The sequence below is a fragment of the Pseudomonas protegens genome, from assembly GCF_003732485.1.
GTDB classification, from domain to species: Bacteria; Pseudomonadota; Gammaproteobacteria; order Pseudomonadales; family Pseudomonadaceae; genus Aquipseudomonas; species Aquipseudomonas protegens_B.
The window spans coordinates 288,224-307,783 of record NZ_MOAK01000036.1 but is presented as its reverse complement, the minus strand read 5'-3'; the positions used below and the strand labels follow the sequence as shown (position 1 = coordinate 307,783).

Here is a 19,560-nt window from a genome sequence, read left to right as displayed (position 1 = left end):
TCGAACCTACGACCAATTGGTTAAAAGCCAACTGCTCTACCAACTGAGCTAACGACCCAAAAATGGTCGGGGTAAGGGGATTCGAACTCCTGACATCCTGCTCCCAAAGCAGGCGCGCTACCGGACTGCGCTATACCCCGGTTTGAAATTGGCTCCGTGACCAGGACTCGAACCTGGGACCCAATGATTAACAGTCATTTGCTCTACCGACTGAGCTATCACGGAACTGCATATTTCAAGTTACAACTTTTACTTCATCCTCTTCGACTTGCCCGTATCGCTACGTTCATGCCTCTGAGGCGCGCTATTTTACAATCTTAAAAACCCCTGTCAACCCCTTAAATTGCTTTTAAGACAATGATTTGCGACTTCATTGCCGGTTTCTTCTGAATCAGAAAAAACCCTTGGAGGTGACTGACTGCGGGGCGCACTTTACAAGCCTTTTCCTTACAGTTCAACGCCCTAGTGAAAAAAAAGGCCTCGCAATGCGAGGCCTCTTTCATAAACCCACCTATGGGTAATCAGGCAAAGACGATTTCGTCGTCCTGCACCGAGGCGGTGACTGTGGCTCCCGGCAGGAAACCACCGGAGAGGATCAACTGCGCCAACGGGTTCTCGATCCAGCGCTGGATGGCCCGCTTCAACGGCCGTGCGCCATACACCGGGTCGTAACCCACGGCGATCAGCTTGTCCAAGGCCTCGTCGCTCAGCTCCAGGCTCAACTCGCGCTCCGCCAGACGGCTGCGCAGGCGACCCAGCTGGATCTGCGTGATACCGGCGATCTGATCCCGCGCCAGAGGCTCGAAGATCACCACTTCGTCGACCCGGTTGATGAACTCCGGCCGGAAGTGCGTGGACACTGCGTCCATCACCGCTGCACGTTGCGCCTCACGATCCCCTACCAGCTCCTGGATCTGTGCCGAGCCCAGGTTGGAGGTCATGACAATCACCGTGTTGCGGAAGTCCACAGTGCGTCCGTGGCTGTCCGTCAGGCGGCCATCTTCCAGAACCTGCAGCAGGATGTTGAACACATCCGGGTGCGCCTTCTCGACTTCATCCAGAAGAATCACCGAGTACGGCTTGCGACGCACGGCTTCGGTCAGGTAACCGCCCTCTTCATAACCGACATAACCCGGTGGCGCACCGATCAGGCGAGCCACGGAGTGTTTCTCCATGAACTCGGACATGTCGATCCGCACCATAGCCTCCTCGGTATCGAAGAGGAATTCCGCCAGGGCCTTGCACAGCTCGGTCTTACCCACACCGGTCGGACCGAGGAACATGAACGAACCGCTGGGCCGGTTCGGGTCGGACAACCCGGCTCGGGAACGGCGCACAGCGTTGGCCACCGCCACCACGGCTTCGTTCTGGCCAATCACCCGCTCGTGCAGCAGGCTTTCCATCTTCAGCAGCTTGTCGCGCTCGCCTTCGAGCATTTTCGACACTGGAATGCCGGTCCACTTGGACACCACTTCGGCAATCTCTTCCTCGGTAACCTTGCTGCGCAGCAGCTGGTTCTCGCTGTGGCCATGCTGATCGACCATCTGCAGGCTGCGCTCCAGATCCGGGATCACCCCGTACTGCAGCTCGGCCATGCGATTGAGATCGCCTTTACGCCGCGCCGCTTCCAGCTCCTGGCGCGACTGCTCGATCTTCTGCTGGATCTGCGCAGAACCCTGCACTTCGGCTTTCTCCGAGGTCCAGACTTCTTCCAGGTCAGCGTATTCACGCTCCAGGCGGACAATCTCTTCCTGGAGTTTTTCCAGCCGCTTGATCGCAGCCTCATCGTCTTCTTTCTTCAGCGCCTGGGATTCGACTTTCAGCTGAATCAGGCGCCGCTCCAGACGATCCAGCACTTCCGGCTTGGAGTCGATCTCCATGCGGATGCGGCTCGCGGCCTCGTCGATCAGGTCGATGGCCTTGTCCGGCAGTTGCCGGTCAGTGATGTAACGATGGCTGAGCTTGGCCGCGGCAATGATCGCGCCGTCGGTGATCGCCACCTTGTGGTGCACCTCATAGCGCTCTTTCAGGCCGCGCAGGATGGCAATGGTGTCCTCCTCGCTCGGCTCGTCCACCAACACTTTCTGGAAGCGCCGCTCAAGGGCCGCGTCCTTCTCTATATATTGGCGGTACTCGTTGAGCGTGGTGGCACCGACGCAGTGCAACTCGCCACGGGCCAGGGCCGGCTTGAGCATGTTGCCCGCATCCATCGAGCCTTCGCCTTTACCAGCGCCAACCATGGTGTGCAGTTCGTCGATGAACAGGATGATCTGCCCTTCCTGCTTCGACAGTTCGTTGAGCAGGGACTTCAGGCGCTCTTCGAATTCGCCGCGGTATTTGGCACCGGCGATCAAGGCGCCCATGTCCAGGGACAGCAAGCGCTTGCCTTTGAGGCCATCCGGCACTTCGCCGTTGATGATGCGCTGGGCCAGGCCTTCGGCGATGGCGGTTTTACCCACGCCAGGTTCACCAATCAGCACCGGGTTGTTCTTGGTCCGGCGTTGCAGCACCTGGATGGTCCGGCGAATTTCATCGTCACGGCCGATCACCGGGTCAAGCTTGCCGTCTTCGGCGCGCTTGGTCAGGTCGACGGTGTACTTGTCCAGGGCCTGGCGCGACTCTTCGACGTTGGCGTCATTCACCGCCTCGCCGCCGCGCAGGTTATTGATGGCGTTTTCCAGGGCTTTCTTGCTCACGCCCTGGCCCAGCAACAATTTGCCGAGCTTGCTGTTTTCATCCATGGCGGCCAGCAGCACCAGCTCGCTGGAGATGAACTGGTCACCTTTCTGCTGCGCCAGACGGTCGGCCTGGTTGAGCAGGCGCGCCAGATCCTGGGACATGTTCACGTCGCCGGTAGGGTTCTGGATTTTCGGCAGTTGGTCGAGCTCTTTGCTCAGCTCCTTGCGCAAACTGTTGACGTCGAAGCCCACCTGCATCAGCAGGGGCTTGATCGAACCGCCCTGCTGTTCAAGCAGCGCTTGCATCAGGTGCGCCGGTTCAATGGCCGGATGATCAAGGCCAACCGCCAGAGATTGAGAATCGGATAAGGCCAGCTGCAATTTGCTGGTTAATCGGTCTATACGCATTAGTCACCTTCCTTTTGAGCAGGCCGGAGCGATGGACACACCTAAATAGAGAAACCTGCCAGATGCTTCACTAGATGCGGTCGATTCTGGGAGATTCAAGCGTCATCTGTTTGACGCAAGTCAGATTAGTCTAGCGTTCAAGCCAGATAAGGGAGGCAAAACGCCCAGTGCGCGGGCTGCGTCGATAAGAGAAGAAGCGTGGGTCGGTCACGGTGCAGTAGCCACCGCCATAGACCGCCGTCACACCGCGGGCCGCCAGACGCAGGCGCGCCAACTGATAGATGTCGGCCATGAAGCGCCCGGCATTGATGCTCGGCACAAAGGCCTGCTCGGCTGCTGGCAGCTGGGCGACGAAGGCTTCACGCACTTCGGCCCCTACTTCAAAGCGCTCCGGGCCAATGGCCGGCCCCAGCCACACCAGGACCTCGGCAGGCGGCGTGTCCAGGCTATCGAGGGTGGCCTCCAGCACGCCCGCCGCCAACCCGCGCCAACCGGCGTGGGCTGCGGCAATCCGGGTTCCGGCACGGTTGCAGAACAGTGCCGGCAGGCAGTCGGCGGTCATCACCGTACAGGCAACGCCCGGAGTGGCGGACCAACTGGCATCCGCGGTCGCGACTATAGAAGGATCGGCATGGGCCACGGCCACCCCGTGCACCTGTTGCAGCCAGGCTGGGGCAATGCCGAAGTGTTCGGTCAGGCGACGGCGATTCTCGGCCACTGCTTGCGGCTGATCGTCGACATGGTCGCCCAGGTTGAGGCTGTCAAACGGCGCCAGGCTGACGCCGCCCGCACGAGTGGTGACACAGGCTTTGACTCCGGCCGGCGCGGGCCAGTCGGGAATCAGCCAGTCAATCATCCGATGAACGCCTCACGGTCCTGCTTGAGCAGCGACAGCAGCCAGACGAAATCGTCCGGCAGCGGCGACTCCCAGCTCATGCGTTGACCGGTGGTCGGATGGTCCAGCTCCAGGAAACGCGCATGCAGGGCCTGGCGCGGGAAGTTTTTCAGCGAGTCGACCATGGTCTGGCTCGCCGCCGGCGGAATGCGGAAGCGGCCGCCGTACGCAGGATCGCCCACCAACGGGAAGTTGATGTGGGCCATGTGCACCCGAATCTGGTGGGTACGACCGGTTTCCAACTTGACCCGCACATGGGTGTGGGAACGGAAACGTTCCAGCACGCGGTAGTGGCTGACAGCCTGCTTGCCGCCTTCCATTACCGCCATGCGCTGGCGCTGCTGGCCGTGGCGACCAATGGGAGCATTGATCTTGCCTCCCGCAGTCACCACACCGATCACGATGCACTCATAGATACGGCTGACACTGCGGCTTTGCAGCTGGGCCACCAGCTGGGTCTGCGCCTGGATGGTCTTGGCCACCACCATCAAACCGGTGGTGTCCTTGTCCAGGCGGTGGACGATACCGGCCCGCGGCACATTGATAATGTCGGGGATGTGATGCAGCAGGGCATTGAGCAGGGTGCCATCGGCATGGCCGGCAGCCGGGTGCACCACCAGGCCCGCAGGCTTGTTGATCACCAGGATGTCGTCGTCTTCATAGACGATGTCCAGCTCGATGTCCTGGGCGATCCACTCACCCTGGGCCTCTTGCTCGGCGGTCAGTTCGAGAACGGCACCGCCGTGCACGATGTCCCGAGGGCGGATCACCGCTCCGTCCACAGTCAGGCGGCCGTCTTTGATCCAGGCGGAAAGGCGCGAGCGCGAATGCTCAGCGAATAGTTGTGCGGCGACTTGATCGAGGCGTTGACCGCCCAGTTCGGACGGCACCTCTGCGCGAAGTTCAATTTTATCGGACATGCTCGGACTGGGCGTCGGCACAGCCTTTGGTTTCGGCTGCGCGCTTGTGGTTAAATACGGCGTCTTTTGCCCCGAGGCTTTCAACGGGGCGCTCATCATAACAGGACGGCCCCGCCCAAGACAGCGGCCGTCATAGGGACGCAAGCCGCCATGCAAGTGAAACACCTGCTGCTGATCGCCATCCTCGCACTGACCGCTGCTTGCTCATCGAAGGAAGTCGTTGACGAAAACCTGAGCGAAGTCGAGTTGTACCAGCAGGCGCAGACCGACCTGGACAACCACAGCTTTACCAGCGCCACCGCCAAGCTCAAGGCCCTGGAATCGCGCTATCCCTTTGGTCGCTACGCCGATCAGGCACAGCTCGAGCTGATCTACGCCAACTACAAGAATGCCGAGCCCGAAGCGGCGAAATCCGCCGCCGAGCGCTTCATTCGCCTGCACCCCCAGCACCCGAACGTGGACTACGCCTACTACCTCAAGGGCCTGACCTCCTTCGATCAGGACGTCGGCCTGCTGGCGCGCTTCCTGCCACTGGACATGACCAAGCGTGACCCGGGCGCCGCCCGCGACTCCTACAACGAGTTCGCCCAGCTCACCAGCCGCTTCCCCAATAGCCGCTACGCCCCGGACGCCAAGCAGCGCATGATCTACCTGCGCAACCTGCTGGCCGCCTATGAAATCCACGTGGCCGACTACTACCTGACCCGTCAGGCCTATGTCGCCGCCGCCAACCGTGGCCGCTACGTGGTGGAAAACTTCCAGGAAACCCCTTCCGTGGGCGACGGCCTGGCAGTGATGACCGAGGCCTACCAGCGTCTGCACCTGGACGAACTGGCGGCCACCAGCCTGGAAACCCTGAAGCTCAATTACCCGAATCACCCAAGCCTGGTTGATGGTCAGTTCGTGCCACGAGTGGCCGAAGCCGACAACCGCTCCTGGCTGAGCAAGGCTACTTTGGGCCTGATCGAGTCCCGTCCACCGCTGCCGCCGGGAGAAACCCGCGCCAACCAGGACGTGATGAAGCAGTACCAGGATGCCAAGGACGCGATCCCATCGGAGCTCAAGCCTAAAGACAGCAACGGCGACGTGCTTGAGGAAGAAGAGCACGAGGCCACCGGCAACAACAGTGACCGCTCCTGGTTCAGCTACATGACCTTTGGCGTGTTCGACTGATAGCGCCGCATTAAAAAGGGAGACTTCAAGTCTCCCTTTTTAATGCCCGCAGCTTTATGGGCCTGTGCGCCCGACGGGCGCTTGGATAAACTGCTCCCTCTTTCCCCATAAAGCTGGTCACCATGGTTCGTCTACTGTTCTGGATCGCTCTGATTGCCGCTGCGGTATGGTTCTGGCGCAAATTCAAGCGCCCCGCTGCAACTCCCCGCACGCCCCACGAGCCGGCCAGCACGCCAATGGTGCGGTGTGCCCACTGCGGCGTGCACCTGCCTCAGGACCGGGCGCTGAGCCTGTCGCAGCAGTGGTACTGCAGCCAGGCGCATCTGGAACAGGGCCCGGGCAATCAGGAACGCTGAACCCCATCCCCACTGCCCGCACAATTAGCGACAAAATAACCAGCCTCCAGCCCCCTGCGCAGCCCATCCAGGGGGCCTAGACTGAACTCTCGCCCCCAACACGGGCGCTATTTTTGTCCGCTGTTTACTCATAAATGAAAACGGCAGCCGCCATGAGCCCAATGCACAGGGTGCTGGTGGTCGATGAGGCCTCGGAAGTCCGCGCCCTCGTGGAAATCACCCTCGGCCGCATGCGCCTGCACACCCAAAGTGCCCGCACCTTGCACGAAGCCCGGATTCACCTGGCCCGGGAGCGCTTCGACCTGTGCCTGACCGACCTGCATCTGCCGGATGGCAGCGGACTGGATCTGCTGCTGCATATTCGCCAATGCCACCCTAAACTGCCGGTCGCACTTCTGAGCAATGAACCTGGCACGCAGGCCAGCGCCCTGGAAGCCGGGGCCTGCGACCTGTTGCACAAGCCCCTGCACCCTGTGCGCCTCCGAGAATGGATAAACAGCAGACTGAAGCGTCTGCCCAGTCGCACAAAGAACCTGCCCGCCCATCAGTTGTTGGGAGATTCACCGCCCATGGACACCCTGCGCCGACACATCGACAAGCTGGCCACCAGCCTGGCGGCGGTCTACATCAGCGGCGAATCCGGCAGTGGCAAGGAGCGAGTGGCCCACCTGATCCACCAGTTGGGCCCCAGGGCCAGGGAGCCCTTCATTCCGGTCAACTGTGGTGCCATTCCTGGCGAACTGATGGAGAGTGAGTTTTTCGGTCACCGCAAAGGCAGCTTCAGTGGCGCCCTGACTGATCAGCCCGGACTGTTCCAAGCCGCTCAGGGGGGCACCCTGTTCCTCGACGAGGTCGCCGACTTGCCTCTTGCCATGCAGGTGAAGCTACTACGTGCGCTACAGGAAAAGTCCGTGCGCCCGGTGGGCAGCCAGGAAGAAAGAGCCGTCGATGTGCGGATTCTCTGCGCCACCCACAAGGATCTGAAGTGCGAGGTAGAGTCCGGCCGCTTTCGCCAGGATCTCTACTACCGCCTGAATGTCATCGAACTGCGAGTCCCCGCCCTGCGCGAGCGCCCAGGGGACATCGGGATGCTGGCGCGACACATTCTGCAACGCCTGGCCGAAGCCGGCGACAAGCCTGCCACTCAACTACACCCGCAAGCACTGCAAGCCCTGGAGCGCTACGACTTTCCCGGCAACGTACGCGAACTGGAGAACCTGCTGGAGCGGGCCCAGACCCTTTGCGAGGGCCCGTGGATAGAACTGGCCGACCTGCATCTGCCTGTCAGTGAAAACCAGGTCCCCCCTTCCCACTCGCTTATCCCCAGCCTGGACCTCACGCTGCATCTGCAACAGGTGGAGCGCCATTTGCTCCTCCAGGCCCTGGAGGAAAGCCGCTGGAACCGCACGGCGGCGGCCCGACGCCTGAGCCTGTCCCTGCGTTCGATGCGCTACCGCATGAAAAAGCTCGGCCTGGATTAAAGTCGACCTTCGGGCGCATAGGGCGCCGGATCGATGATCGGTGCCTGTCCCAGCAGCAGGTCGCAGAAAAGCTGGCAGGAAGCGGGCGCCAGCACCAGGCCGTTACGGTAATGCCCGCAGTTGAGCCACAAACCGGAAAATCCGGGAACGGGCCCGATGTAGGGAATACCCTCTGGCGAACCCGGACGCAGACCGGCCCAATGCCCCACCACCTCAGCGTCCGCCAGTGCCGGAATCAGTTCGACAGCAGAAGCCTTGAGGCTTTCCAGAGCTGATGCAGTCGGCGTCTTGTCGAACCCTTCGTGCTCCAGGGTGCTGCCCACCAGGATGTGTCCGTCACGCCGGGGAATCGCATAACGGCCCTTGGCCAGGACCATGCAGGACAGGAAGTCTGCAGCGCATTTGTACAGGATCATCTGCCCTTTGACCGGTTCCACCGGCAGTACAAGCCCCAGGCTGCCCAGCAACTCGCCACTCCAGGCCCCCGCGCAGAGCACCACCTGATCGGCGCGAATCTCACCCAGCGAACTGTGCACGCCTACCACCTGCCGGCCTTCACAAATAAAGCCGCTGACGCTGCACTGCTCGACGATGTGCACGTTGGGCAAGGCCTGCAAAGCGGCCTTGAGGGATTTGACCAGCCGCGGATTACGCACATTGGCCACATTGGCCATGTAGATCGCCCGCTGGTAACCGCTCCCCAGCACCGGTACCCCATCATGTACCGCCGAGATATCCACAGCACTCAGCGGCCGCCCCTCACGCTGCGCCCACTGCAGGGCTTGGGCTTCATCGTCCAGATCCAGCCAGTAGAGCCCGGTGGTATGCACCTCGGGATCGACCCCGGTGGCACTCAACAGTTGCTCCGCCAGCTGTGGATAAAAGTCCTGGGACCAATGGGCGAGCGCCGTGACTGCCGGGCTGTAGCGCCAAGGGTACAACGGCGAGACGATGCCTCCACCAGCCCATGAGGACTCGCGCCCCAGGTCCGAACGCTCTACAAGCCGTACCTCCTGGCCCTGGGATGCCAGATTGAAAGCAGTGAGCAGGCCAATCACCCCACCACCCACCACCAGCACTTGCTGTTGCTTAGCCATAATCCGATCCAATCATGAGAAAGACAGTGGGCGCCGCAGCTCCCCGATACAGAGACTCAGCGCCCCCAGCACTCCTTCGCCGACAGCCCTTCGGCCTGACCGCTGATGTTGGTTGCACCTGTCTGATCGATGCTGAAGTTGCCGCATTTGTCACCGGCCATCATCCCATCGGCTTTTGGCGTCGCGGTCAGCGAAAACCCGCTGTCGCTCAGAGTCGCGGTGATGCCGTAGTAATCATTGCCGGCGCTCAGATCCGGGGCATTGCTGTAGACACCGGTCTTGGAGAAGTGGCGCTCCAGCTGCTGCGCCTGCTCTGTGAGCAGCACGGCAATTTCACTGCGATGGGGCTTCTTCATGTATTCGGTGATGCTGGGAAGGCTCAAGGTAAGGACCAGACCGATGATCGCAATCACGATCATGATTTCGATCAGGGTGAACCCTTGGTTGGATCTGCGCATGGTCAAGAATCTCGCTTACTGAATTTGTCGCCACAGGATACGCCGGCTGCCACCGCCGGTTTCTTCCACTCGGGTGCTGATGCCAGCACTGGAATCGCGAGTGATCTTGCGGGTGTCATGGGTGTCCGCAACCGCAGCGTCGAGCATCTTACCGCTGAACGCCCGCTGCTCGGTCAATTTCCCACTGCCAGTGTTTGAGTCGGGGCCATCGACCTTCAACTGCAGGGTATTGCAGCCCACCGGCCAAGCGTCACGAACATGCTCCAGCCGCCACGGGACCATACTGATCGGCTGGCCGGCACTGCCCACTCCCGCACAAGGCCAGACTGATCCGCGGGCAACGGGGGGAGTCAACGGCCGAACACAAGAAGTACTGGTTCTCGCTTCAGGTGCCAATGCAACCGCGCCCGGGAGCGGGCTATTGGCCGGACAGCAAGCCTGGGCTGTTACCCCCTGCCACAAACCGCCCAGCAACGTAGCGACAACGGCGAGCAAAAGCCGACGACCTTTCGACTCGGGTTCAGTATTTGGCATAAATGCTCTCCAACACGTTGCGCGATGGCCCGGCCAAACCCACTGCAGTCACTCGATACAAGGTGGCCGAGGTGTTGATCGGCAGGTTGACCACATCCGCGGCAATCCCCAGGTTCTGCACCCCATACAAACCCTCTCCGGCGGCGATCCAAGTCACGGCGGAAACATCGTTGAAACCTGCGCTGCTGACCGCCGCAGACTCAGCAGGAGGGGCACATTGAGAAGGACCGGCGCATACCGGCAAACGATAGCCATCCATGCGCACCGCGCTTTCCCCGAGGCGCAAGGCCGCTTCCGCAGCCTGGAAAGCGCGGTTGTTCAAAGTCAGGCTGGCGCTCATCTTTTCCTGGAGCATGGCGTTCTGCAGCGATGACAGGCCGATCATGCTCAGGAGCCACAAGAACACCAGGCTCACCAACAGCGCCATGCCTCTCTCCCTGGCGGGCCCGGCTCCATTGACGCCAGACATCAGGGCAACCTGTTACGCAAGGCCGCCACTAAGGTAAAGCGCTGTGGGCGCACACGCTTCAGGGGATCGGACAAGGTCAGCTGCAGCCGCACGCTGCGAATGCGTGCCGGATCTCCCGGGTTGCGGCTGTAGCTGGAAGCTGCACTTTCCGTTGCGGTACGGGCCATGCCAAAACTCACGTCGAAAGCCTCGACATTATCCAACAGCCCCGCCTGCTGCCTGCCCAAGCCGCTGCCCAGCATCAGTTGATGGTCCTGGAAGCTATAGAACAGTCGGCGCAAGGCCAGGACCTGCTGTCCGTCGCCTCCTTGATGCGCCCCCGAATAGACCACGGCGCTGCGCCGACAGTCGGTGACCAGGCTCCAGGTCGGCGTCCCGCCATAATTGCCGATGTCGGCGGTGACCAAGGTCAATTTGCGCTCGACATTGCTCCACTGAATCGGGGTGGCCGCGTAGCGGGAAAACTCCTTTGCCGTACTGCGATCACTGATAGTGCGCAGGCAACCGGATAGTCCTGCCATGCGAATCTCCTGGAGCATCTTGCTCAGGACAAAACGCGCCTCCTCTTGCAGGTAGGCCGAGGCGTTCTGGCTAAGGTAAGTAGCCTTCGCCGCGATAAATACCTGGGCCACACCCAGCACCAGCACCAGGCTCAAAGTCAGTGCCAGCATTATCTCCACCAGGCCAAAGCCATTGCTCCCCTGCCTCATCGCACACCTCCCGAATCCACCGCCACCCGACTACTGAGTACCAGACTGCGCTCACTCTCCGGATGCCCCTCGGCCCGGGTGTCGTCCCACGTGATGCGGATGGTGTAGACCTGCTGGTTGACACTGATACTGCCCTTGGCGCTGGGGCCCCCGAAGTTCGCCACGTTGCTGGCGAAATCATGCAGGTCCTGATCCCTAACATTGCCCGGACTGCCCGTGGCGGGCGTGGAAACACGATAGTCGGCCGCTGCGTTGGCACGGATCCGGTCAAGGATGTCATAGGCGATGAAGCTGGCCTGGGTGCTCATCCGTGAACTGTCGGTGTACTGCAGGGCCTTGATCTGGACCGCGGCGGCCCCCAGCAGCCCCACTGCGAGAATCAACAGGGCCACCAGCACCTCGATCAGGGTCATGCCGTCCTGTGCATGCCGTTTCCTCATCCTTCAATCTCCTTCACGCCCCTCGGTGCATGGAGACAACCACCGATCGCCGATGAAGCGGGCTCGTGTGAGCTCACAGAAACGACGGAGACCAATGCCCTCGACTTCAAAGGTTAGTGCCAGAGTCAGTCCCGGGCCGCTTCTCGGAACAACCCGCAATACATTGCTCACAGCCCCCGCACCTCCCCCACACACCCTTGAGGCGGAGCCGCCAGGGCCCAGGCGCTGAGCAGTTTCAATTAGTTGAAACCCTTTGTACGCAAATACAACATCCGCCCGGGAACAGGCATCGGCTATAACGGGCAACGACTCGACCCGTCCGAGTCCGGCGCTTCGCTCATGTGTACAGCGCCTACGCACGGATAGCCTGAAAGCCTCATCTCCAGGGAGGAGACACCATGCATGAAAAGGGCTTCAGCCTGATTGAACTACTGACCGCGCTGGCCTTGCTGGCACTTTTGCTGCCGCTATCCACGGCTGCGCTCAGTGAACTACTACGCACCAATCGACAGCAGGACGCGGCGCAGATGCTCGCCAGTGGCCTGCGCAATGCGCGGGCGGCGGCAATCCTGTATCAGCGCACCGCACTGATACACAGCCTCAACGACGACTGGAGCCAGGGCTGGCGCATCATTCTGGATGTCAGTGGCAAGGGTTTGGAGGATCCGCAGAATCCGCTGCTGATCGAACGTCAGAGCGGTGGGCAAGTGCTGATTGTGGGCAATCGTCCGGTACAGCACTTCGTGCGTTTCAGTGCCCAGGGCAATCCGTTGCTGCCTAGTGGCGCCTTCCAGGCCGGCACCTTGCATATCTGCCAGGCCGACCAGGAACACAGCCGCCAACAGGTGGTGCTGTCGCGCAGCGGGCGGGTCAGCCTGCGCAGCGAAACCGCTGAGCAGGCCCTTTGCGTGGGAGTGGACTGATCAGAGCAGGGAGCGAACCCGCAGCTCTTTGGGCATGGAGAAGGTGATGTTCTCTTCGCGGCCGGCCAGCTCGTCGGCACCCGTGGCGCCCCAGGCCTGCAACTGCTGGATCACCCCACGTACCAGGACTTCCGGCGCCGAAGCACCCGCCGTGATACCGATGCGTTCGACACCATCGAACCAGCTGCGCTGCAGGTCCTCGGCACCGTCGATCAGGTAGGCGGGAGTGGCCATGCGCTCGGCCAGCTCGCGCAGGCGATTGGAGTTCGAACTGTTGGGACTGCCCACCACCAGCACTACATCGCACTCGTCGGCCAGTTGCTTGACCGCATCCTGACGGTTTTGTGTGGCGTAGCAGATATCGTCCTTGCGCGGCCCGCCAATGGCCGGGAAACGCGCGCGCAGGGCATCGATCACCCGGCTGGTATCGTCCATGGACAAGGTGGTCTGGGTCACGAACGCCAGGCGTTCGGGGTTCTGCACCTGCAGCTCGGCTACATCCTTTTCGTCTTCCACCAGGTAGATGGCGCCACCGTTGCTGGCATCGTACTGCCCCATGGTGCCTTCGACTTCAGGGTGGCCGGCGTGGCCGATGAGGATGCACTCACGACCGTCGCGGCTGTAGCGCGCCACTTCGATATGCACCTTGGTCACCAGCGGGCAAGTGGCATCGAACACCTTAAGACCGCGACCGGCGGCCTCGCTGCGCACCGCCTGGGAAACACCGTGGGCACTGAAGATGACGATGACGTCGTCCGGCACCTGCTCCAGTTCTTCGACAAAGATTGCGCCACGATTGCGCAGGTCTTCCACGACAAATTTGTTGTGCACCACTTCATGCCGGACGTAGATCGGCGGCCCGAAGACTTCCAGGGCGCGATTGACGATTTCAATCGCCCGGTCCACACCGGCGCAGAAGCCACGGGGGTTGGCGAGTTTGATTTGCATGCTGTGCCTCGTGTCTTGCGCGCAAGAAGTTAGATCGTTGTAGACAGCGGATCGCCGGCAAGCCGACTCCTACACTATAGGGGCGGCATGCCGGCGATGCTGTTAAAGCGCTTTGACGTCGATGATTTCCACGTCGAAGGTCAAGGTCTTGCCGGCCAGCGGGTGATTGAAGTCGACGGTGACTTGAGCATCATCGAAGGCTTTGACCACTCCTGGCAACTCAGTGTTCGCCGCGTCATTGAAGATCACCAGCAAACCTTCCGACAACTCCATGTCCTGGAACTGCGAACGCGGGATGACCTGCACGTTCTGCGGGTTCGGCTGGCCGAAGGCGTTTTCCGGCTCGATGGTCAGGTTGCGCTTGTCGCCGGCCTTGAAGCCGAACAGCGCTGCCTCGAACCCTGGGAGCAGGTTGCCATCGCCGACCTTGAAGGTCGCCGGGGCCTTGTCGAACGTGCTGTCTACGGTATCGCCGTTCTCCAGGCGCAATGCGAAGTGCAAAGTGACTTCCGTGTTCTGACCGATGCGTTGCTCAGTCAATACCTGTTCAGTCATGAACGGCTTCTCCGGTTTTCTTGCTCTTGAACATATCCAGGGCCAGCATCACCGCGCCAACAGTGATAGCACTGTCGGCGAAGTTGAATGCCGGGAAGTACCAGCGGTTCTGCCAGTGCACCAGGATGAAATCGATCACATGGCCCAGGGCAATGCGGTCATACAGGTTGCCCAAGGCACCGCCCAGCACCAGGGCCAGGGCGATGGCCAGCCAGGTTTCGTTACGCCCCAGGCGCTTGAGCCAGACCACCAGCACCGCGCTGACCACGATCGCGATCAGAGCGAACAGCCAGCGTTGCCAGCCGGAGCTGTCCGCGAGGAAGCTGAAGGCTGCGCCGGTGTTATAGGCCAGGGTCCAACTGAAGTACTCGGGGATCACCACGATCTGCTGGTACATGGTCAGCGAACTTTCGAAGTGCAGCTTGCTGACCTGGTCAATGACCAGGACCAGCACGCTCAACCACAGCCAGCCCAGACGGCCGAAACGACCTGCGGCGTTAGGCATAGTGACGAACCTCGCCCGAGCCACTGATGTTATCCACACAACGACCGCAGATTTCCGGGTGTTCAGGATGTACGCCGACGTCTTCGCGGCAGTGCCAGCAACGAGCGCACTTGACGAAGCTCGACTTGACCACTTTCAGCTTGAGGCCGCTGACTTCGGTTTCCACCGCGTCCGCCGGAGCCTGCGCCAGAGGCGCGACACTGGCGGTGGAGGTGATCAGTACAAAACGCAGCTCGTTGCTCAGCTTGGCCAGGTCAGCCGACAGCGAGTCTTCGGCGTACAGGGTCACTTCGGCCTGCAGGTTGCCGCCCACCGCTTTCGCGGCACGCTGGTTCTCCAGTTCCTTGTTGACCGCCACCTTGACCGCCATGATCCGCTCCCAGTAGGCGCGATCCAGCTCGAAGCCTTCCGGCAGCTCGCTCAGGCCTTCGTACCAGGTGTTGAGCATCACCGATTCGTTGCGCTCGCCCGGCAGGTACTGCCACAGCTCGTCGGCAGTGAAGGCCAGGATCGGCGCGATCCAGCGCACCAGCGCCTCGGAGATGTGGAACAGCGCGGTCTGGCAGGAACGCCGAGCCTGGCTGTTGGCGCCGGTGGTGTACTGGCGGTCCTTGATGATATCCAGATAGAAGCCGCCCAGCTCCTGCACACAGAAGTTGTGCACCTTGGAGTAGACGTTCCAGAAGCGGTACTCGCCGTAGTGCAACTCCAGCTCACGCTGCAGCAACAGGGCGCGGTCCACGGCCCAGCGATCCAGGGCCAGCATGTCTTCGGCCGGCAGCAGATCGGTGGCCGGGTTGAAGCCACTCAGGTTGGAAAGCAGGAAGCGCGCGGTGTTACGGATACGCCGGTAGGCGTCGGCGCTGCGCTGCAGGATCTGGTCGGAAACCGCCATCTCACCGGAGTAGTCGGTAGCCGAAACCCACAAGCGCATGATGTCGGCGCCCAGGGTGTCGTTGACCTTCTGCGGCGCGATCACGTTGCCCAGGGACTTGGACATCTTGCGGCCATTCTCGTCCACGGTGAAACCGTGGGTCAGCAGCTCACGATACGGCGCGTGGTTGTCGATGGCGCAACCGGTAAGCAGGGACGAGTGGAACCAGCCACGGTGCTGGTCGGAACCTTCCAGGTACAAGTCGGCCCGCGGCCCCGTTTCGTGACCCATCGGGTGCGAACCGCGCAGTACGTGCCAGTGCGTGGTGCCAGAGTCGAACCAGACGTCCAGGGTGTCGCTGATCTTGTCGTACTGGCCGACTTCGTCGCCCAGCAGTTCGGCGGCGTCCATCTTGAACCAGGCCTCGATGCCTTGCTGCTCGACGCGCTTGGCCACTTCCTCCATCAGCTCGACGGTACGTGGGTGCAACTCGCCGCTTTCCTTGTGCAGGAAGAACGGGATCGGCACGCCCCAGTTACGCTGACGGGAGATGCACCAGTCCGGACGGTTGGCGATCATCGAATGCAGACGCGCCTGGCCCCAGGCCGGAACGAACTGGGTGTCTTCGATGGCTTGCAGGGCACGTTGGCGCAGGGTGTCGCCGGCTTCCGGCTGCTTGTCCATGCCGACGAACCATTGCGCGGTGGCGCGATAGATCAGCGGAGTCTTGTGGCGCCAGCAGTGCATGTAGCTGTGGCTGATGGTTTCGGTGTGCAGCAGGGCACCGACTTCGCTCAGCTTGTCGACGATGGCCGGATTGGCCTTCCAGATGAACTGGCCGCCGAAGAATTCCAGCGATGGTGCGTAAACGCCGTTGCTCTGCACCGGGTTGAGGATGTCATCGTTGACCATGCCGTAGCGCTTGCAGGTCACGAAGTCGTCTTCACCGTAGGCAGGAGCCGAGTGCACCACGCCAGTACCGGCGCCCAGCTCTACATACTCGGCCAGGTACACCGGCGACAGGCGATCGTAGAACGGGTGACGGAAATTGATCAGTTCCAGAGCCGAACCTGGCGCGGTGGCGATCACCGAACCTTCCAGGTTGTAACGGGCCAGGCAGGACTCCACCAGCTCTTCGGCCAGCACCAGCAGGCGATCACCGGCATCCACCAGGGCGTAGTTGAACTCTGGGTGGACGTTCAGCGCCTGGTTGGCCGGGATGGTCCACGGGGTGGTGGTCCAGATCACGATGGCAGCGGGCTTGGCCAGATTGGCCAGACCGAAGGCGGTGGCCAGCTTGTCTTCGTCGGCGATCGGGAAGGCTACGTCGATGGTCGCGGACTTCTTGTCCTGGTACTCGACTTCCGCTTCAGCCAGGGCCGAGCCGCAGTCGAAGCACCAGTTCACCGGCTTCAGGCCCTTGAACACGAAGCCGCCCTTGACCATTTCCGCCAGGGCACGGATCTCGCCGGCCTCGTTGGCGAAGTTCATGGTCTTGTAGGGATTGGCCCAGTCGCCCAGCACACCCAGGCGGATGAACTCGGCCTTCTGCCCTTCGATCTGCTCGGAAGCGTAGGCGCGGCACAGCTCGCGGGTCTGGTCCGAGGACAGGTTCTTGCCGTGGGTCACCTCGACCTTGTGCTCGATCGGCAGACCGTGGCAGTCCCAGCCAGGAACGTAAGGCGCGTCGAAACCCGCCAGGGTTTTCGAGCGGATGATCATGTCCTTGAGAATCTTGTTGACCGCATGACCGATGTGAATCGAGCCGTTGGCATAGGGAGGACCGTCGTGCAGTACGAACTTGGGACGATCCTTGCCAATCTCGCGCAACTTTCCGTACAGGCCAATGCTGTCCCAGCGCTGCAGAATCTGCGGTTCGCGCTGAGGCAGGCCGGCCTTCATTGGGAAGGCGGTGTCCGGAAGGTTTAACGTGGCTTTATAGTCGGTCATTTAAGGCTCTTCATTAGCGATTGGCGCTATGGATACGTGCCACTTGGGCACGGGCGGCGGCAACATCCGCATTGATCGCCGTCTTCAACGCCTCCAGGGAGGCGAAACGCTGCTCTTCACGCAGCTTGTGGTGGAAAACCACCGTCAAACGCCGGTCATACAGATCGCCGGCAAAATCTAAAAGATGGACTTCCAGGTGGGCCTTGCCATCACCTGCGACCGTTGGCCGAACACCGATATTGGCGACGCCCGGCCAGGTCTTGCCGGCGATGTCGACGCTCACCAGGTAAACCCCGGAAAGCGGCACACGCCGACGCTTCAATTGCACGTTGGCGGTGGGCGTACCCAACTGGCGCGCCAGCTTCTGCCCGTGCAGCACCCGCCCGGCAATCCGGTACGGGCGACCGAGCAAACGCTCGGCCAGTTCAAAGTCGGCGGCGGCCAGGGCATTGCGGACCTGGGTACTGCTGACACGCAGGCCATCGAGTTCGACGGTCTGCGCCGCCTCGACGGTAAAGCCCTGTGTCGCGCCGGCCTGCTGCAGGAAGTCGAAATCGCCGACCCGGTCGCAGCCGAAGCGGAAGTCGTCCCCCACTTCGAGGTGCTGCACACCCAGGCCGTCCACCAGGATTCGCTCGACGAACTCGCTGGCGCTGAGTTTGCTCAGGCGCTGGTTGAAGGCCAGGCACAACACCCGGTCAACCCCGGCATCAGCCAGCAATTGCAGCTTGTCACGCAGGCGGGCCAGGCGTGCCGGAGCCGTCTCGGGGGCAAAGAATTCCCGCGGCTGCGGCTCGAAAATCACCACGCAGCTGGGCACGCCCAACTCGAGCGCACGTTCACGCAGCCGACCCAGGATAGCCTGATGACCACGGTGAACACCGTCAAAGTTGCCAATAGTGGCGACGCAGCCCCGATGCTGGGGGCGCAGATTGTGGAGGCCTCGAACCAGCTGCATAACGCGCTTCTTGCTCATAAAGTGGTCGATTATAACCACACCCGACGGCCGACGACAGGCAGCACCGTCACCCAAAGTGATCCAACCGATAAAACCAGCGCTTGCCCCGCCCCGACGGCTAAACAGCCGTCAGTTCAAGGCCTTGCGATTAAAGTCGCGCAAACGGAAGCCCAACAGGGCCAACATCCCGAAATACGCCACCACGCCAGCCACCACCAGCCCCCCCAGACGTAGGAAGCGCTGGAACATGTGCCCCTGGTCCCAGGCCGGCATAAAGTGCAGCAGCCCCAGCAATACCGCCGACATCACCGCCACCGCCACTATCAGCTTCAAGGCAAACAGCCCCCAACCCGGCTGCGGCTGAAACATCTGCTGCTTGCGCAATTGGTAGAACAACAATCCAGCATTGATACAGGCCCCGGCGCTGATGGCCAAAGCCAGACCGGCATGTTTCAAGGGACCGATAAAGGCCAGATTGAGCAGTTGAGTGACAATCAGCGTGAAGATGGCGATCTTCACCGGTGTGCGGATGTTCTGCTGTGCATAGAAGCCCGGCGCCAGCACCTTGATCACGATAATCCCCAACAAGCCCACGGCGTAAGCCACTAATGCACGCTGAGTCATAGAGGCGTCGAAAGCGCTGAATTCACCGTACTGGAATAGGGACACCGTCAACGGTTCGGCGAGGATCCCCAGCGCCAGGGAGCATGGCAGCACCAGAATAAAGCACAGGCGCAGCCCCCAATCGAGAATCCGCGAGTACTCATGGCGATCCCTGTTGGCGTAGGTCTTGGCCAGGGTCGGCAGCAAAATAGTGCCCAGGGCCACGCCCAGCACGCCCGAAGGCAGCTCCATGAGACGGTCGGCGTAATACATCCAGGACACAGAGCCCGCCACCAGGAAGGAGGCAAAGATGGTGTTGATGATCAGCGATATCTGACTGACGGACACCCCGAGGATCGCCGGCAGCATCTGCTTCATCACCCGCCAGACACCGGTATCACGCAAATTCAGGCGCGGCAGCACCAACATGCCGATCTTCTTCAGATGCGGCAGTTGATAAAGCAACTGCGCCAGGCCACCGGCCAGCACCGCCCACCCCAGGGCCATCACCGGCGGATCGAAATAGGGCGTCAGGAACACCGCGAAGATGATCATGCTGACGTTGAGCAAGGTCGGCACGAACGCCGGCACCGAGAAGCGGTTCCAGGTATTGAGAATCGCTCCG

19 protein-coding genes and 2 tRNA genes are annotated in these 19,560 nt (G+C 61.4%); 4 read left to right on the top strand and 17 right to left on the bottom strand.

Going from position 1 to position 19,560, the window contains the following annotated elements:
* Positions 1-63: 63 nt before the first annotated feature.
* From BLX41_RS08340 to rluD, 5 genes are all read right to left on the bottom strand, one after another.
* A tRNA-Pro gene (locus BLX41_RS08340) sits at positions 64-140 on the bottom strand.
* A 9-nt stretch (positions 141-149) separates the two neighbouring features.
* Positions 150-225: transfer RNA gene (locus tag BLX41_RS08335), tRNA-Asn, on the bottom strand.
* 296 nt (positions 226-521) lie between these two features.
* Complete coding sequence (clpB, locus tag BLX41_RS08330) at positions 522-3,086, bottom strand: ATP-dependent chaperone ClpB (protein ID WP_011063533.1); 2,565 nt, start codon at positions 3,084-3,086, stop codon at positions 522-524.
* A gap of 130 nt (positions 3,087-3,216) precedes the next feature.
* On the bottom strand, positions 3,217-3,942 hold the full coding sequence (gene pgeF, locus BLX41_RS08325) for a peptidoglycan editing factor PgeF (protein ID WP_123724487.1): 726 nt from the start codon (positions 3,940-3,942) through the stop codon (positions 3,217-3,219).
* Positions 3,939-4,901: a 23S rRNA pseudouridine(1911/1915/1917) synthase RluD gene (gene rluD / locus BLX41_RS08320; protein WP_123724486.1), complete on the bottom strand. Its 963-nt coding sequence runs from the start codon at positions 4,899-4,901 to the stop codon at positions 3,939-3,941. Before rluD ends, pgeF begins: the two co-directional genes overlap by 4 nt.
* Positions 4,902-5,051: 150 nt before the next feature.
* Here rluD and BLX41_RS08315 point away from each other — a divergent pair, with 150 nt between their 5' ends.
* From BLX41_RS08315 to BLX41_RS08305, 3 genes are all read left to right on the top strand, one after another.
* Positions 5,052-6,074 carry an outer membrane protein assembly factor BamD gene (locus BLX41_RS08315; protein ID WP_123724485.1) on the top strand — a complete coding sequence of 341 codons (1,023 nt, stop codon included), beginning with the start codon at positions 5,052-5,054 and terminating at the stop codon, positions 6,072-6,074.
* Between the two features lie 122 nt (positions 6,075-6,196).
* A complete protein-coding gene (locus BLX41_RS08310) occupies positions 6,197-6,430 on the top strand; it encodes a PP0621 family protein (protein WP_123724484.1) in 234 nt (77 codons plus the stop codon).
* 152 nt (positions 6,431-6,582) lie between these two features.
* On the top strand, positions 6,583-7,911 hold the full coding sequence (locus BLX41_RS08305; RefSeq protein WP_123724483.1) for a sigma-54-dependent transcriptional regulator: 1,329 nt from the start codon (positions 6,583-6,585) through the stop codon (positions 7,909-7,911).
* On the opposite strand, the gene thiO is transcribed toward BLX41_RS08305, so the two are convergent.
* From thiO to pilV, 6 genes are all read right to left on the bottom strand, one after another.
* The gene (gene thiO / locus BLX41_RS08300) at positions 7,908-9,008 is read right to left on the bottom strand and encodes a glycine oxidase ThiO (protein WP_123724482.1); all 1,101 of its coding nucleotides are present in this window, start codon (positions 9,006-9,008) and stop codon (positions 7,908-7,910) included. The genes BLX41_RS08305 and thiO overlap by 4 nt on opposite strands.
* A 56-nt stretch (positions 9,009-9,064) precedes the next feature.
* Positions 9,065-9,466 (bottom strand): type IV pilin protein, encoded by a 402-nt coding sequence (locus tag BLX41_RS08295; RefSeq protein WP_123724481.1) that lies wholly within the window; start codon positions 9,464-9,466, stop codon positions 9,065-9,067.
* A gap of 15 nt (positions 9,467-9,481) precedes the next feature.
* The gene (locus BLX41_RS08290; RefSeq protein WP_404942749.1) at positions 9,482-9,775 is read right to left on the bottom strand and encodes a hypothetical protein; all 294 of its coding nucleotides are present in this window, start codon (positions 9,773-9,775) and stop codon (positions 9,482-9,484) included.
* Positions 9,776-9,986: 211 nt separating this feature from the next.
* Entirely contained in the window at positions 9,987-10,427 is a 441-nt protein-coding gene (locus BLX41_RS08285; protein ID WP_123724480.1) for a pilus assembly PilX family protein, read from the bottom strand.
* A gap of 41 nt (positions 10,428-10,468) precedes the next feature.
* On the bottom strand, positions 10,469-11,179 hold the full coding sequence (locus BLX41_RS08280) for a PilW family protein (RefSeq protein WP_123724479.1): 711 nt from the start codon (positions 11,177-11,179) through the stop codon (positions 10,469-10,471).
* On the bottom strand, positions 11,176-11,619 hold the full coding sequence (gene pilV, locus BLX41_RS08275) for a type IV pilus modification protein PilV (protein ID WP_123724478.1): 444 nt from the start codon (positions 11,617-11,619) through the stop codon (positions 11,176-11,178). The genes BLX41_RS08280 and pilV overlap by 4 nt, the downstream gene beginning before the upstream one ends.
* A 398-nt stretch (positions 11,620-12,017) precedes the next feature.
* On the opposite strand from pilV, the gene BLX41_RS08270 reads away from it, so the two are divergent.
* Complete coding sequence (locus tag BLX41_RS08270; protein WP_123724477.1) at positions 12,018-12,542, top strand: GspH/FimT family protein; 525 nt, start codon at positions 12,018-12,020, stop codon at positions 12,540-12,542.
* Here the strand turns inward: BLX41_RS08270 and ispH are convergent, their stop codons facing one another.
* From ispH to murJ, 6 genes are all read right to left on the bottom strand, one after another.
* Positions 12,543-13,490 (bottom strand): 4-hydroxy-3-methylbut-2-enyl diphosphate reductase, encoded by a 948-nt coding sequence (gene ispH / locus BLX41_RS08265; RefSeq protein WP_123724476.1) that lies wholly within the window; start codon positions 13,488-13,490, stop codon positions 12,543-12,545.
* A gap of 102 nt (positions 13,491-13,592) precedes the next feature.
* A complete protein-coding gene (gene fkpB, locus BLX41_RS08260; protein WP_123724475.1) occupies positions 13,593-14,045 on the bottom strand; it encodes an FKBP-type peptidyl-prolyl cis-trans isomerase in 453 nt (150 codons plus the stop codon).
* Positions 14,038-14,550 carry a signal peptidase II gene (lspA, locus tag BLX41_RS08255; RefSeq protein ID WP_123724474.1) on the bottom strand — a complete coding sequence of 171 codons (513 nt, stop codon included), beginning with the start codon at positions 14,548-14,550 and terminating at the stop codon, positions 14,038-14,040. The genes fkpB and lspA overlap by 8 nt, the downstream gene beginning before the upstream one ends.
* Entirely contained in the window at positions 14,543-17,374 is a 2,832-nt protein-coding gene (gene ileS, locus BLX41_RS08250) for an isoleucine--tRNA ligase (RefSeq protein ID WP_123724473.1), read from the bottom strand. The genes lspA and ileS overlap by 8 nt, the downstream gene beginning before the upstream one ends.
* A gap of 13 nt (positions 17,375-17,387) precedes the next feature.
* Positions 17,388-18,332, bottom strand: coding sequence for a bifunctional riboflavin kinase/FAD synthetase (ribF, locus tag BLX41_RS08245; RefSeq protein ID WP_123724472.1), 945 nt, complete (start codon positions 18,330-18,332; stop codon positions 17,388-17,390).
* A 129-nt stretch (positions 18,333-18,461) separates the two neighbouring features.
* A partial coding sequence (gene murJ / locus BLX41_RS08240; protein WP_259744549.1) for a murein biosynthesis integral membrane protein MurJ occupies positions 18,462-19,560 on the bottom strand: 1,099 nt, incomplete at its 5' end.

What these genes read in the sequence shown, in the direction of transcription:
- clpB (WP_011063533.1), bottom strand. Translation starts at nt 3,086, where the DNA reads ATGCGTATAGACCGATTAACCAGCAAATTGCAGCTGGCCTTATCCGAT.
- pgeF (WP_123724487.1), bottom strand. Translation starts at nt 3,942, where the DNA reads ATGATTGACTGGCTGATTCCCGACTGGCCCGCGCCGGCCGGAGTCAAA.
- rluD (WP_123724486.1), bottom strand. Translation starts at nt 4,901, where the DNA reads ATGTCCGATAAAATTGAACTTCGCGCAGAGGTGCCGTCCGAACTGGGC.
- BLX41_RS08315 (WP_123724485.1), top strand. Translation starts at nt 5,052, where the DNA reads ATGCAAGTGAAACACCTGCTGCTGATCGCCATCCTCGCACTGACCGCT.
- BLX41_RS08310 (WP_123724484.1), top strand. Translation starts at nt 6,197, where the DNA reads ATGGTTCGTCTACTGTTCTGGATCGCTCTGATTGCCGCTGCGGTATGG.
- BLX41_RS08305 (WP_123724483.1), top strand. Translation starts at nt 6,583, where the DNA reads ATGAGCCCAATGCACAGGGTGCTGGTGGTCGATGAGGCCTCGGAAGTC.
- thiO (WP_123724482.1), bottom strand. Translation starts at nt 9,008, where the DNA reads ATGGCTAAGCAACAGCAAGTGCTGGTGGTGGGTGGTGGGGTGATTGGC.
- BLX41_RS08295 (WP_123724481.1), bottom strand. Translation starts at nt 9,466, where the DNA reads ATGCGCAGATCCAACCAAGGGTTCACCCTGATCGAAATCATGATCGTG.
- BLX41_RS08285 (WP_123724480.1), bottom strand. Translation starts at nt 10,427, where the DNA reads ATGGCGCTGTTGGTGAGCCTGGTGTTCTTGTGGCTCCTGAGCATGATC.
- BLX41_RS08280 (WP_123724479.1), bottom strand. Translation starts at nt 11,179, where the DNA reads ATGAGGCAGGGGAGCAATGGCTTTGGCCTGGTGGAGATAATGCTGGCA.
- pilV (WP_123724478.1), bottom strand. Translation starts at nt 11,619, where the DNA reads ATGAGGAAACGGCATGCACAGGACGGCATGACCCTGATCGAGGTGCTG.
- BLX41_RS08270 (WP_123724477.1), top strand. Translation starts at nt 12,018, where the DNA reads ATGCATGAAAAGGGCTTCAGCCTGATTGAACTACTGACCGCGCTGGCC.
- ispH (WP_123724476.1), bottom strand. Translation starts at nt 13,490, where the DNA reads ATGCAAATCAAACTCGCCAACCCCCGTGGCTTCTGCGCCGGTGTGGAC.
- fkpB (WP_123724475.1), bottom strand. Translation starts at nt 14,045, where the DNA reads ATGACTGAACAGGTATTGACTGAGCAACGCATCGGTCAGAACACGGAA.
- lspA (WP_123724474.1), bottom strand. Translation starts at nt 14,550, where the DNA reads ATGCCTAACGCCGCAGGTCGTTTCGGCCGTCTGGGCTGGCTGTGGTTG.
- ileS (WP_123724473.1), bottom strand. Translation starts at nt 17,374, where the DNA reads ATGACCGACTATAAAGCCACGTTAAACCTTCCGGACACCGCCTTCCCA.
- ribF (WP_123724472.1), bottom strand. Translation starts at nt 18,332, where the DNA reads ATGCAGCTGGTTCGAGGCCTCCACAATCTGCGCCCCCAGCATCGGGGC.